Origin of the sequence: Acinetobacter sp. CFCC 10889, assembly GCF_003268395.1 — a bacterium.
GTDB lineage: Bacteria > Pseudomonadota > Gammaproteobacteria > Pseudomonadales > Moraxellaceae > Acinetobacter.
The window spans coordinates 18,457-31,787 of record NZ_LQXQ01000046.1 but is presented as its reverse complement, the minus strand read 5'-3'; the positions used below and the strand labels follow the sequence as shown (position 1 = coordinate 31,787).

Below are 13,331 nucleotides of genomic sequence, written 5' to 3'. Positions count from 1 at the left end.
ATACACCACCGAAAATTTTTCATTCACTAAATAACGTGGCACACGATCTTCTAGCGCATCAACAAGATTTTGATAAGCTAAATTTGACATTTTTTGTCGTGTTTCTGCCGTTGCTGAACCAACATGCGGCAAAGTTACAACATTATCCAAACTAAATAATGCTGAATCTTGCAATGGTTCTCTTTGATAAACATCCAAACCTGCTGCAAAAATTTTACGTTGCTGCAATGCCTCAATCAAAGCCTGCTCATCCACCACTGAACCACGAGAAATATTGACAAAAACTGCATGTTTTTGCATTAAATTAAATGCTTCAGCATTAATCAAAGCCTTAGATGCGGCATTTAAATCCACTGCAACTATCACAAAATCAGATTGTTGTAATAGATCTTTCAAGCTACGATATTGTGCATTCAGCGGTTGTGCTAACTCTAATTTTTCACGGCGATTGTGGTACAAAATATTCATATTAAAACCATGAAAACCACGACGTGCAATGGCTTCACCAATATGCCCTAGACCAATAATGCCTAAAGTTTTACCAAAAATATCCTGTCCAAATTCAGCTGTACCCACAGTACGTTTCCATTCACCTTGCTTTGTCCATTGATCTAAACTTGGGACTTTTCGTGCTGCACTCATTAACAAAGTAAAAGCCAAATCTGCGGTGGTTTCAGTAAGTACATGTGGCGTGTTCGCAAGCCAAATATTTTTTTGATTTAAATAAGCAACATCATAATTATCATATCCGACACTCACAGATGAAATAATTTTTAACTTCTGCACCGTAGCTAAATTCTTCTCATTCAATAAACGCCCTGCACCAATCATGCCATCCGCATCTACCACTTCTCGCTGTATCTGCTCATTGACATCGCCTATTTTTGGATTAATCACAACAACTTGATATTGTGCTTGTAGTTTTTGCAAAACCTCTGCATCAATTTGACTAAATACAATAACTTTCTTTTGCATGATCTATCCCTATCGCAATATTTTTACAATGAATTTTCAACTTACTATCATTTTTGCATGAATTGCCACAAACGGCGTTTTAATTTTGGTTGTTCTAACATCTCTTGCAAACTTGCCAGTTGAATCATTTCAACATTTGATAAATGTGAAACTTTACCTAAACTCAGCAGCACTTTATCTTGTTTAACTGCATCTAAAAAACCCTGAATATATATTGAAGCACCACGTCCATCTTGAAATTGCATCACAGGAAATGGCCACTTCAACTCAAAATACTCACCAAGTAAAACATTTTGAATATTTGACCAAAGCTTTTGTTGTTCTGCATTGATCTGTGTTGTATCAACGATTATCACACAACTTTTCAAACAGAAAGCTTGTAACTCGAATGCCGCAATTTTTTGAACATCCACAACCTCATGTACAATATTTTCCTGCACTGCCTCAGTGGATACTTCAACTTGATCTGTAGATAAAGTTTTTTGACTTTGAATAGAATGTTTTTGAGCTGATAATTTCTTGGCTTCTAAAGCAGAATTTATCTGTAGTTTGGTTGTTTCAGAAGTGACGAGATCAACTTTAAATTGTACATTTGAAATAACTTCTTCTACAGTAACATCACGATACAACTGATTTTGTACATGACGTACAGGCACATCCGCCTTAGGAATCCAAACTTCGATCCCCATCGCAGCCAAAATACTTCGCTGATGTTCCTGCACGTTCACATTCATCACATTATTCAATTTTCTATTCAACGCATATTCTAACGAGCTTTGCACATTTTTGCTGTGATTTATATTTACCTGCGCATTTAAACAGCAATATATTTTTATCACCTATACTTTTATACATTTGATTAAAAATAAGAACTTAGATAATCATCACACTATTTTTCTTTTGCATTTGATCCACAATTTCTTCTGTTTCAAAGCCTAAACGCCAATATAACAACTCCAAAACATCAAGTTCATCTTGAGTAATAATACGGTCATTCCACAAACATACTTCAGCAACACCCAAGATACTCAAACGATCTCGCAATAATAATCCTGCAATATCATTTAAAATCTCACTCAAATCAATGGGTTCATCTGAAATTTCACGAAATAATTCCAGTTCTTCTTTACTCAAAACACGCTGTAAAATGTGATAACGTACCTCAAGTTGATTCTCACTATTGATCTGCTGTACATGAAGTAAAGCATCGATCAAACGAACAATTTGTGGTTTCACTGTTTCTAAAGATGATGGTGTGTGAATTGGCAATAAATGCAATTCTGCTTTAACACGTTCAATCAACAAAGCATCGAGCAAACCTATTTCACCATCTTCTTGAATAATTTTGGCAAGCTTGGTGACAAATTGACGTGCACTGGTTGCTGGCATATTACCCAAATTCGCACATGCATCATGAAAAATTTGAATATGTACCCGTCCATCTAAATGTAATAAAGCATCAACAATTGCACGACTGACTTCAGCATTAGAGGGTATAAATTCTCGATATTGTCGAATCATTAAAATCGCAACCATAACTTCTCGTGAGCCTGTAGAAGTTTGCATCGCACGTTGCAGTAAATCTGGGCGCTGCATTTGTCGCCGAACTTCTGAATTTAACGGCTTAATCGCATCATTTAACGCAAAACTAATTGGAGACAAACGCATCAAAGGCAAAGGCTGTGGTGAAATCCATGGTGTATAGCTTTCTGTATTAAGCTCTTCTAAAGGACGCATCAAAACAAACAAAGGCTGACTACGTAATTTTTTCAAATTTTCAATCTGTAAATCTTGCAATAATGTTGGATTCAATTCATAAATACGATCCTCAATACTTGGATGAATATTCAACCAACTTTGTGGACTTAACGAGTTGGCAAAACACATGTGTGCAATTGATTCCGAATATTCACTGTGAATCTGTGAACCTGCATGATGCACATAGATTCGCAACAACGTTTGTATATTGGCATTATTTAACATTAAGCGCTTCGCTTTATAATCGTTATAAAATGTGCGCCCACCCAAAGTGAAATATTTGATCAAACGTGAAATCAAAATCCCCATACTACCAATCAGCCAAATCACCCCACCAATTGCCACAAAGCTGGTCTCAAACTTATGACGGCGACCTTTTTCATACACATCAAAACCTTGCTTCGCAATTTTGCTGCCAATCTGACTAAATGATGTCAGACCACTATACAAAATTTTCAGACGTGTATTTTCTTTGGCTTCACCTGATAAAATCTGGTTAAACTCATGTCCCAACAAACCATAAAGTTCCAATTCATCAAGGTTTTGTAACGCCCCCCAAGTCAGGATAATCACAGTATCTCGTGGATGAAATCCTGCTGTTAAGGCATTCACTCCGATTTCATCAGGTAAAACATAGACCGTTGGAATATCAATATCAAAATTTTGTGCTAATTTTTCTGTGATTTTTAATGCAATATTTTCTTCAGGCGTACTTTCAATCAAACTTAAACGGCGTGCTTTCAGCTGCTTTGCCAAAGAATGCCCACCCGCACGAAAAATATAAAATTCATAAATGATTGAACCTAAAATAACGACCAATAAAAGCCCTACACAAAATGGACTCAATACATGCCAAAAAATAGATTCTAACGGTTTTACATAATGAACCAGTAAACCTAAAACAGTATTTAAAATAAAAATGGTAATAAGTACAGCAACAGAACAAATACTTGCAGACCAAAGTATATTCTTGTTTTTTATTAAATAATGACTGACATCTTTCAATGTAAACATCCTCATTACATTGTTAGGATATAGAAATGAAAAATCACTTCACAGGATGATTCATGAAAAATATCATAGCGTAAAAAAGCGGGAATGCCCCGCTTTTTTCACAGTTTAATTCTATATTTAAGAATTAAGAGCTTTCCTTAATACCACTCAGATCAACCGATGCTGCATCAATGTTGACATCAATATAGCCATCTTTTTGCTTTTTCGCCAAGTCGCTACGACTCATCGCTAAATCATCTAGATATGCAGTATCAATATCACCTGTCACATAGATTCCATCAAAAACTGAGCAATCAAACTCTTGGACTTCAGGCACTTTACTGGTTTTTACTGCAGTTTTTAAATCTTCCAAATCTTGGAAAATGAGGCGATCAGCACCAATAATTTCTTGAATATCTTCAACAGTACGATTTGATGCAATCAACTCTGATTTCACTGGCATATCAATACCATACACGTTTGGATATTTCACCATTGGTGCAGCAGAAGCGAAATACACTTTCTTCGCACCTGCATCACGAGCCATTTGAATGATTTCATTACACGTTGTACCACGAACAATCGAGTCATCGACAAGTAGTACATTTTTACCTTTAAACTCAAGCTCTACAGGATTCAGTTTTTGGCGTACTGATTTTTTACGTTGTTGCTGACCTGGCATGATAAAAGTACGACCGATATAACGGTTCTTCATGAACCCTTCACGGAATTTCACACCTAAAGCATTTGCCAACTCTAAAGCAGAAGTACGACTAGTATCTGGAATCGGAATCACCACATCAATATCATGTGTATCACCCCAATCATTCAGAATCTTCTTCGCTAAAGTCTCACCCATTTTCAAACGTGCTTTATACACAGAGATGCCATCAATAGTCGCATCTGGTCGTGCAAAATAAACATATTCAAAAATACATGGACGATAACGAGGGTTTTCAGCACATTGCTGGGTAAATAACTCACCTTCTGAATTAATAAATACTGCCTCACCCGGTGCAATATCACGTTCTACTTTAAAGCCAAGCGCTGTGATCGCAACAGATTCAGATGCAATGATATATTCTTTTTCACCTGTCTCAAGCTCACGTGAACCGTAAATTAATGGGCGAATACCATTCGGATCACGAAAACCAACAATACCATGCCCTGTAATCATTGCCACAACACCATAAGCACCTTTGCAGCGCTCATGCACACGTTTTACAGTATGGAAAATATCTTGCGCTTTAGGTTCTAAAGTGCCACATTTTTGCAACTCATGTGCAAATACGTTGAGCAAAACTTCAGAATCTGAATCAGTATTCATATGACGCAAGTCAGTTTTGAATAAATCATCATGAATATCAGTTGCATTGGTTAAGTTACCATTGTGTGCAAGCGTAATACCATACGGCGAGTTCACATAAAATGGTTGTGCCTCAGCACTACTTGATGAGCCAGCCGTTGGATAACGTACATGACCAATACCATAGTTACCTAATAAAGCACGCATATGACGGGTATGGAATACATCACGCACCATACCATTGTCTTTTCTGAGAAATAATCGACCGTTATGACAAGTTACAATCCCAGCTGCATCCTGTCCTCGATGTTGTAACATCGTTAACGCATCAAATAACATTTGGTTAACAGGTGATTTACCGGCTATACCAACGACTCCACACATAGCTACCTCGCAGACCAGCTAGGATTAATAAAATGGGTTCTTAGTTGAGTGCGCCGAGCGATCTTCTGGCGAGGAAGACTGACTCGAAGACTCAGTTTTTGAAGCATCTTTTGGATGATCTTCAGAATGAATATGATTAAGTGCTTCATTTGCTGCATCTTTAGACAAAGCTGTTGCTAAAGGCGCATAAGGCAAAAGTGTTTGAATAACTTTGGATTGTTTCCATACAGGAGAGCTTTCCACCCAAGGACCTAAACCTTGCATAGTTATGAGGACGATGAACAAACCTTTCAAGGTACCCAATGTCCCACCCGCTAGACGGTTGAGTGGACCAAGCTTAAAAGTCTTTAAAATTTTATTCAATAATGCGGTCACAATCCATGTTAAGACCACAATAATTAAGACAATAAATGCAAATGCAGCAATTTTTTGCACCACAGGATCTAGACTGAGTACTTTCATAGAGGGTGCGAAAATAGCTGAATATTTTGCTGCAACAATCAGTGCAAAAATCCAACCCACTAAGTTCGCAAGGGCATTCACGAGTCCTTTTCGCAAACCGTTTAGCCCTCCAATAAGCAAGAGTATAAGTACAACGATGTCTACTGTGTTCATTTTAGGTCATAGCATCAACGCAATCTTTAATTAAAACCGGACCCGTATAAATCATACCACTATATATTTGTACTAAACTTGCACCCGCTTGTTGTTTAGCAACAGCTTGTTCACCTGATAAAATACCACCCACACCAATCAATGGAATTTGATCTTTTAAAATTTTGGAAAATGCTGCCAAGCATGCTGTACTTTTTTCAAATACAGGTGCACCAGACAAACCACCCGCCTCATCACCAAATGGCAAACCTTCAACACCATCACGCGATAAGGTCGTATTCGTGACAATCAAACCATCTATTTTAAATTCTAACAGCTGCGATGCGATAAACTGAATATCTGTCACTTCCAAATCAGGTGCAACTTTTAACACTAAAGGTACATAATGCTGATGTTCTTCAGCAAGTTCAAGCTGACGATTTTTCAATGTTTCTAACAACTCTGTCAAAGCATGACCACTTTGTAAAGAGCGTAAATTTTTAGTATTTGGCGAAGAAATATTGACTGTAATATACGATGCATAAGCATAGACTTTTTCTAAGCAAATCACATAATCAGATGTAGCATCCTCAACAGGTGTGGTTGCATTTTTGCCAATATTAATGCCTAAAACACCTTTAAATTTGGCAGCTTTAACATTTTCAACAAGCTGATCTACCCCATCATTATTAAAACCCATACGGTTAATAATGGCTTTGGCTTGAGGAATACGGAATAAACGTGGTTGAGGATTACCTGCTTGTGGTTTTGGAGTGATTGTACCGATTTCGATAAAACCAAAACCTAATGCCGCTAAAGCATCAATATATGCGCCATTTTTATCTAAACCCGCAGCTAAACCGACAGGATTTGGAAATTCAATACCCATACAAGTGACAGGTTTAGGCGCAATTTTCTGACGCATTGCACCGACTTTATGCGCTGTTTTTAACAACGATAATGTCAGTTCATGTGCACGCTCCGGTGCTAAAGAAAACAACAATGGGCGAGCAAGTGAATACATCATAGCTAGAAAAGTCTACTGCTTTTTAAGTTGCCGTATTATAGGCACAGTATAGGAAAAAGGCTATGCTTCTCACTGCTTTATTTTCACTGCTTAACGCACTGTCGCTGTTAATTTAATCTGCCCATCTGCTTTTGTTAATTCCATTTTTTCAATGCTGACACCCATTTGCGCCATTTGGGTTAAAAAATTTGCTAAGATCGCATAATTCTCATGCTGCCCAACGATTTGAAACTGTTCACCCACTTGCTGACTAGCAATGGACAAACCCTGTTGTTGCGCTACACGTTGGATTTTATCAGGTACGGTCAGTGACAAATCATCTGCGGGTTTCATCGTGACCACATTGCTTTGCATCCACACCACGAGATCTTTCAATTCATTCAAACGCTTTTGCTGATTTTCTGCTGCCCGATGTGTGTACCATAATGCCGCACCAATGATCACCACAGTCACAAATATCGTGGTAAAAATCACCATCACCCGTTCACGTACAGACATTTTATCAAGCTGATCTGAAATTTGATCTGCCCAAGCATCAAACTTATTTTGGATATTTGCAAATGCTTTCATTATTGTATTTTCACCAATCCGACGACTGAAGCACCTTGTGTCTGTATTGTTCCAAGTTCCGCTTTAAAGCCTTGCTGATTCAATTGTTGCACCAAAGCTTGTAATTTATCCGAGCTATTGGCAACCAAATCCATATTTAAAATCGCAGTATCATAATTAACTTTATTTGCCACAATTTGATGCTGCATCAAAATTGGACCTACACGACTAAGTAATTGTAAAGCTTGTGTATTAGCACTTTGACTTAAACGCAAATTACTTTCAAACTGACTTTTAAGATTCTGTTCCGTAACTCGACTGTTTGCACCAAACCAAGATTTATACTGATCCACGGCGATAATTGCTGTTTGATCTGCTACTTTTTTCAATTTCACCCAACGCAGAGCATCATAACTTAATTGCACACAAATCAAAGCAACACACAATATTGCACAGGCTTTCCAATAACCTGAAACAGCACCACTTGATTCTTTAGCTTTCGGTAAGACATTAAATGGATGATTCTTAGCTTTTTTAGCTGCAACAAATTGATAATTAAATACTTCTAAATGGTCTGAAGTCGTGATTGCAAATAAGCTCTCTAACTGCTCTGCTGTAAGTTGAGTATGTTTATAGTTACGCTCTTTGGATGAAAACTCCAAATACAAACCTAAATCATCAATCGAATTACCCGACCACTCATTCTCACGCACCAACAAACGACCATTTAAATGTGCAAGCACACTTTGATTTTCAGTTGGCACAGGCAAAATCAAGAAATCAGGCAATAATGAAATGATTTTTACTGGCAATAATGACAATGAATGCTGCATTGTAGTTACAGCATGCTGATTAATTCCTAAAACCGTGACTTGATTTGGTGCTTGAAAATGTGAAAACACTTTCATTTGATCAATCGGAACAATCACATATTCTTCAAGTAAATACTTTAAGCCTTCCTGACCTAATTTCTTATATTGATCTTTGCTTAAATCTTGTTGAAGAATTTGCACTTCACGACTTGGAAAATAAACCACCGCTTCTTCAGCTTGATGTTCTTTTAACACCTGAATCAATTGCTCAAGCGTTACTGCACTTTTCCATTCTTCACCACGAGACCATTGCCAAACCCCATCGGCTTCTGGCATCCATAAATACAACATTGCTTGTGTTCTGCCCGTGTCATTTGTTTTAAAAGGCTTTTATACAGTTGGAATAAAGGCTTTTTGTTGTGTAGATAACCCTTGTGCAATCACGCTTTGCTCGTAAATTCGAGCTTCTGCCAACGCATACGGGTGAAAATTTTCTTCCGTTAATTGTTCTGCAATATGCGCAACAACATTCATATGGCATACCACCACAATATTTTCAAAGGGTAGTTGAGCTAACCAATCAATCGCTTGCTTTGCATCATCATCAGGTTTAATGTTATCACAAATCAATACATTCACATCATGAAAATGTTTTTGGATATGTGCCAATGTTTCCTGCGCACGTAACAATGGACTGACCACAAAAATATCAGGATGAACAATGTCTTTTAAAAAATCGGCTGTTTGTTCTGCTTGTGCATGACCACGCTCAGTGAGTGGGCGTTTATGATCATTCCCATTGATAGGTGGCGCTGCTTCACCATGACGAACTAAAGTCAGTTGCATAAAATTTCCTTATTACTTTGTGGTGAATTATACCGATTTTTTATGACAACACGATCTCAGTATGACACTTTTTAAACCGCATGATGCGGCAATACAAATTCAACATCACTACGGTGCCCATTTTTCATTAATGAAACAGCGATATTTAACGGTGGCGCACCGTCAAAAATCACTTCATATAATGCTGTCGTAATCGGCATATATACATCTAGTTCTTTAGCACGTGCATTTACCTGCATAATGGTATTAATCCCTTCCGCAGTTTGCCCAAGTTCTTTGGTGGCTTGTTCTAAGGTTTTCCCCGAACCCAAAGCAAAACCGACTTGATAGTTACGACTGAGCGGACTATTACAGGTTGCAAATAAATCCCCCACACCCGATAAACCTAAGAAAGTTAAAGGATTTGCACCAAGCTTCACTGCAAAACGGCTCATTTCAGCCAAAGCACGGGTTAGGATCATACTTTTGGTATTTTCGCCCACGTTATAAGCTGCTGCCATCCCCATTGCTACAGCATAAATATTTTTCAATGCACCACCAAGTTCAACGCCGTGTACATCATCACTGCCAAATACACGAAACAAAGCACTGTGCAATGCTTGTTGTACTGCGTAGCGAACGAGCTCAGAATCACTAGCTATCACCGTGCCCGCAGGCTGTCCTGCCATAATTTCTTTGGCTAAGTTTGGACCTGATAACACACCATAAGGTACTTCAGGCAATTCATCACGAATGATATCACTCATAAAACTAAAGGTTTTTGCCTCTACACCTTTCGTTAAAGACACCACCGCTTGTGCGCTAATAAACGGTTTAATTTTTTTTAAAACATCACGGAATGAATGACTTGGTATTGCAACCAAAATAATATCACGATCTCGAACAGCTTTTTCTAAGTCTGACTCTGCTTTCAAACCCGCTTCTAAAGGATAATCGGGCAAATAACGCTTATTGATATGGGTTGCATTCATTTCTGCGGCAATATTTTCATCACGAATCCAAATGATGGTGTCACAACCATTACGGGTCGCCGTATTTGCCATTGCTGTTCCAAAACTTCCACCACCTAAAACCGTCACACGCAAGGCAGTTTTTTGGTTCAAAACCACAGGTTCAACCAGATCTGAAAATTTTAACTCTGACATTATTGTTATCCTAATTTCTTAGCACTGAGATTAACACAGGTTCAATCTTTAATTTTAATATTCATCTACCGACCAAGTACGAACATAGTCTTGCGTACTTTGTTCAGCACGTGGTGCAATAGCTTTTGCCGCAGTTCCAACATAAATAATGCCAGAAATTAAATCACTTCTTTTTAAACCTAACTTTTCTTTGAGCAATGTAGATTCAACCACTGCACCACTACGCCACATACTTGCAAAACCTTGTGCTTGCAAAGACAATAATAAATTTTGAATCGCAGCACCTGTACTTAAAATTTGTTCAAACTCAGGCACTTTTTGATGCTCTACAATTTGAGTCACAGCCAAAATCAACAATGGCGCACGAAATGGATGATGCTTCACTCGCTCAACTTGAGCAGAATCAATTTCACCCAAATCCTGAATCGCCTGTGCAAGTAATTCACCAAAAGCCTCACGTTGCTCACCAGACACCACAATAAAACGAGTTGGTTTCAAACGATGATGATCAGGTGCAGTCAAGGCAGCTTGAAAAGCGAGTTCTAATTGCGCTGCATTTGGAGCAGGCTCAACCAAATGCCCAATCGACTGACGTTGATGAATATTCTGAAGCACAATTTGAAGATTTGAATCCGTCATTATCCATGTTCTATAAAGACCGCTATCTAGCAAGATTAGCATAAACTTTCAAAAAATCATGCTATTTAGGAAATTTACTCAAGACAATTCATAGCATTTCACAGGATTACCATATAAAGCATCATTTTTAATACACATTTTGGCATTTTTCTGAGCATTCCTATGCTGCAATATCATTATCTTTAATTTAGAGCGAACTTATGAAAAAATCTCTTGTGATCGCATCTATGCTTTCCAGTGCTGTCTTATTTACTGCCTGTAGCTCAAATCCAACACAAATCCAAGCCATTCAAAAGCCTAATAATCAATACGAAGTGACAGGTTTAGGCAAAAGCCAAATCATTTCTAAAAACAATGCAATTACCGCAGCAAACAATGCATGTGGTAAAAAATCTGCACCGATTGTAGTCGATGAAAAAGTAGAATTTAATGGTGCATTAAAAGGCGTATTTGATGAACAAACAGGAAAAATGATCACTGCTGCCGCTGGCGTTTTAGGCTCAGTGATTGGTAAAGGCGGCATTGAAAAAGACACTGATTACCAAACTACATTGACTTTCACCTGCCAATCTAGCCGTTAATTTTCAAATAAAAAACCGCTCAAATTTGAGCGGTTTGGTGATACATTTCATCAATCAAATTTAAAATCACAAATTAACAATAACCTTCCAAACGGGTTAATGGTAATTTTTGCCCGATTGCTTTTTCAATTTCAGGTAAATAAAAAGCATCATCTTCAGACAAGAAACTAATACTTACACCTCGTGTACCCGCACGACCTGTACGCCCAATACGATGCACATAATCATCAGACTGTTCTGGCAAAGTGAAATTAATCACATGTGACACACCATCGACATGGATCCCACGCCCTGCAACATCGGTTGCGATCATAATATTGTGTTGACCATTTTTAAATTGATCCAACATTTTCAAACGCTTATCTTGTGCAATCTCACCTGACAACATCACCACTTTATAATGATCACGTTTTAAATGATCATACAATTTACGCACTTGATCACGACGATTGGCAAAGATCATGACCTTTTCAATTGGTTCATCACTTAAAATTTCACGTAATAATTTATACTTATCACGATTTTCAACCACATAAACACGCTGCTCTACATCAGCATTGGTTTTCTTTTCAGGCTCAATTTCAACTGTAACAGGTTCATATAACCATTGCTGCGCCAAATTCAACACATCATAACTAAATGTTGCAGAAAACAATAAGGTTTGACGCTGTTCTTTACGTGGTGAAAAACGCACAATACGTTTCACCGACGGAATAAAACCCATATCCAACAAACGGTCAGCTTCATCAATGACCAAAAACTCAATTTGATCCAACCAAACTTCTTTTTGCTCAGTAAAATCAATCAAACGCCCAGGTGTTGCCACCAAAATATCAACAAAACCTTGATCCAATTGTTTGCGTTGCTTATCAAAATCAACACCACCAACCAAAGTCAATACATTCAAATTTGAAAACTTAACCAATTCACGTGCATCATTTTCGATTTGAATCGCCAATTCACGTGTTGGCGCAAGAATTAAAGCACGTGGTTCGCCACGAAAACGCTTTTCTTTAATAGGATTATTCAGTAAATCATTAATAATACTGACTAAAAATGCGGCAGTTTTACCTGTACCTGTTTGTGCACGCCCAATTGCATCATGCCCTGCCAACGTGTATTTCAATACTTTTTGTTGAATCGGGGTCATTTCTTTAAACCCTAGAGCATCAATCGCTTGCTTCAGTTGCGGATGTAAATTTAGGGTTTCGAAACCTGATGACATATATACGTGCTCTAACTATTAACGACTGAATTCTGACTATTATAAACATAGATGATGATAAATATAGATCATCATAAACAAAAACGCCCCAATTCATTAAAATTGGAGCGTCACTTAAGTTTTTACAAACTTAAGAATTAGTCTAAAGGCTGAACTTCTTCAGCTTGAAAACCTTTTTGACCTTGAACAACGCTGAATTCAACACGTTGACCGTCACGAAGTGAACGGTGACCGTCGCCTTGAATCGCACGGAAATGAACGAATACGTCATCACCACCAGCGCGTTGGATAAAGCCAAAACCTTTAGTATCATTGAACCATTTAACAACGCCTTGTTCACGAGCTGTCATAAGTTAATCCTCAGTTATTTAGAAAAAAGGACCACCCGGTGTTGCAAACAGCAGAGCAAACAAAGTTTAAAATTTCTTGTAATTTCAAAGCTTGTAATCATTCTGTAAGACTATTAACAAAATCCCGGTTACATCCACTTGTAATTA

At 37.8% G+C, this 13,331-nt stretch carries 14 protein-coding genes; 1 reads left to right on the top strand and 13 read right to left on the bottom strand.

Annotated features, from left to right (window positions below; all coding sequences use genetic code 11):
- The 11 genes from AVJ19_RS15630 to AVJ19_RS15580 all read right to left on the bottom strand — a co-directional run.
- The coding region (locus tag AVJ19_RS15630; RefSeq protein WP_111860577.1) for a 2-hydroxyacid dehydrogenase at positions 1-975 on the bottom strand (975 nt) is incomplete at its 3' end.
- 47 nt (positions 976-1,022) lie between these two features.
- On the bottom strand, positions 1,023-1,709 hold the full coding sequence (locus tag AVJ19_RS15625; RefSeq protein WP_111860579.1) for a hypothetical protein: 687 nt from the start codon (positions 1,707-1,709) through the stop codon (positions 1,023-1,025).
- A gap of 139 nt (positions 1,710-1,848) precedes the next feature.
- Complete coding sequence (locus AVJ19_RS15620) at positions 1,849-3,738, bottom strand: M48 family metalloprotease (RefSeq protein ID WP_111860576.1); 1,890 nt, start codon at positions 3,736-3,738, stop codon at positions 1,849-1,851.
- A gap of 133 nt (positions 3,739-3,871) precedes the next feature.
- Positions 3,872-5,416 (bottom strand): amidophosphoribosyltransferase, encoded by a 1,545-nt coding sequence (gene purF, locus AVJ19_RS15615; protein ID WP_111860575.1) that lies wholly within the window; start codon positions 5,414-5,416, stop codon positions 3,872-3,874.
- A 24-nt stretch (positions 5,417-5,440) separates the two neighbouring features.
- Positions 5,441-6,031: a CvpA family protein gene (locus tag AVJ19_RS15610; RefSeq protein WP_111860574.1), complete on the bottom strand. Its 591-nt coding sequence runs from the start codon at positions 6,029-6,031 to the stop codon at positions 5,441-5,443.
- A 1-nt stretch (position 6,032) separates the two neighbouring features.
- On the bottom strand, positions 6,033-7,037 hold the full coding sequence (locus AVJ19_RS15605; protein WP_111860573.1) for a quinone-dependent dihydroorotate dehydrogenase: 1,005 nt from the start codon (positions 7,035-7,037) through the stop codon (positions 6,033-6,035).
- 90 nt (positions 7,038-7,127) lie between these two features.
- Positions 7,128-7,607, bottom strand: coding sequence for a type II secretion system protein GspM (gspM, locus tag AVJ19_RS15600; RefSeq protein ID WP_111860572.1), 480 nt, complete (start codon positions 7,605-7,607; stop codon positions 7,128-7,130).
- Positions 7,607-8,749 (bottom strand): type II secretion system protein GspL, encoded by a 1,143-nt coding sequence (gene gspL, locus AVJ19_RS15595; protein WP_111860571.1) that lies wholly within the window; start codon positions 8,747-8,749, stop codon positions 7,607-7,609. The genes gspM and gspL overlap by 1 nt, the downstream gene beginning before the upstream one ends.
- A 39-nt stretch (positions 8,750-8,788) precedes the next feature.
- Positions 8,789-9,244, bottom strand: a complete 456-nt coding sequence (sixA, locus tag AVJ19_RS15590; protein WP_111860570.1) for a phosphohistidine phosphatase SixA — start codon at positions 9,242-9,244, stop codon at positions 8,789-8,791.
- 71 nt (positions 9,245-9,315) lie between these two features.
- Complete coding sequence (locus tag AVJ19_RS15585) at positions 9,316-10,389, bottom strand: NAD(P)H-dependent glycerol-3-phosphate dehydrogenase (RefSeq protein WP_111860569.1); 1,074 nt, start codon at positions 10,387-10,389, stop codon at positions 9,316-9,318.
- A 54-nt stretch (positions 10,390-10,443) separates the two neighbouring features.
- Complete coding sequence (locus AVJ19_RS15580) at positions 10,444-11,028, bottom strand: nitroreductase (protein WP_111860568.1); 585 nt, start codon at positions 11,026-11,028, stop codon at positions 10,444-10,446.
- Positions 11,029-11,228: 200 nt separating this feature from the next.
- On the opposite strand from AVJ19_RS15580, the gene AVJ19_RS15575 reads away from it, so the two are divergent.
- Positions 11,229-11,609: a hypothetical protein gene (locus tag AVJ19_RS15575; protein WP_111860567.1), complete on the top strand. Its 381-nt coding sequence runs from the start codon at positions 11,229-11,231 to the stop codon at positions 11,607-11,609.
- 73 nt (positions 11,610-11,682) lie between these two features.
- On the opposite strand, the gene rhlB is transcribed toward AVJ19_RS15575, so the two are convergent.
- Together rhlB and AVJ19_RS15565 are read right to left on the bottom strand one after the other, a co-directional pair.
- Positions 11,683-12,834 (bottom strand): ATP-dependent RNA helicase RhlB, encoded by a 1,152-nt coding sequence (rhlB, locus tag AVJ19_RS15570; RefSeq protein ID WP_111860566.1) that lies wholly within the window; start codon positions 12,832-12,834, stop codon positions 11,683-11,685.
- Between the two features lie 137 nt (positions 12,835-12,971).
- Positions 12,972-13,184, bottom strand: a complete 213-nt coding sequence (locus AVJ19_RS15565; RefSeq protein ID WP_004822370.1) for a cold-shock protein — start codon at positions 13,182-13,184, stop codon at positions 12,972-12,974.
- Positions 13,185-13,331 lie beyond the last annotated feature (147 nt).

Bases quoted from the DNA above. Each gene is read 5' to 3' on its own strand.
- AVJ19_RS15580 (WP_111860568.1), bottom strand. From the start codon at position 11,028: ATGACGGATTCAAATCTTCAAATTGTGCTTCAGAATATTCATCAACGT.
- purF (WP_111860575.1), bottom strand. From the start codon at position 5,416: ATGTGTGGAGTCGTTGGTATAGCCGGTAAATCACCTGTTAACCAAATG.
- AVJ19_RS15625 (WP_111860579.1), bottom strand. From the start codon at position 1,709: ATGAATGTGAACGTGCAGGAACATCAGCGAAGTATTTTGGCTGCGATG.
- AVJ19_RS15610 (WP_111860574.1), bottom strand. From the start codon at position 6,031: ATGAACACAGTAGACATCGTTGTACTTATACTCTTGCTTATTGGAGGG.
- AVJ19_RS15585 (WP_111860569.1), bottom strand. From the start codon at position 10,389: ATGTCAGAGTTAAAATTTTCAGATCTGGTTGAACCTGTGGTTTTGAAC.
- sixA (WP_111860570.1), bottom strand. From the start codon at position 9,244: ATGCAACTGACTTTAGTTCGTCATGGTGAAGCAGCGCCACCTATCAAT.
- rhlB (WP_111860566.1), bottom strand. From the start codon at position 12,834: ATGTCATCAGGTTTCGAAACCCTAAATTTACATCCGCAACTGAAGCAA.
- gspM (WP_111860572.1), bottom strand. From the start codon at position 7,607: ATGAAAGCATTTGCAAATATCCAAAATAAGTTTGATGCTTGGGCAGAT.
- gspL (WP_111860571.1), bottom strand. From the start codon at position 8,749: ATGTTGTATTTATGGATGCCAGAAGCCGATGGGGTTTGGCAATGGTCT.
- AVJ19_RS15605 (WP_111860573.1), bottom strand. From the start codon at position 7,037: ATGATGTATTCACTTGCTCGCCCATTGTTGTTTTCTTTAGCACCGGAG.
- AVJ19_RS15575 (WP_111860567.1), top strand. From the start codon at position 11,229: ATGAAAAAATCTCTTGTGATCGCATCTATGCTTTCCAGTGCTGTCTTA.
- AVJ19_RS15565 (WP_004822370.1), bottom strand. From the start codon at position 13,184: ATGACAGCTCGTGAACAAGGCGTTGTTAAATGGTTCAATGATACTAAA.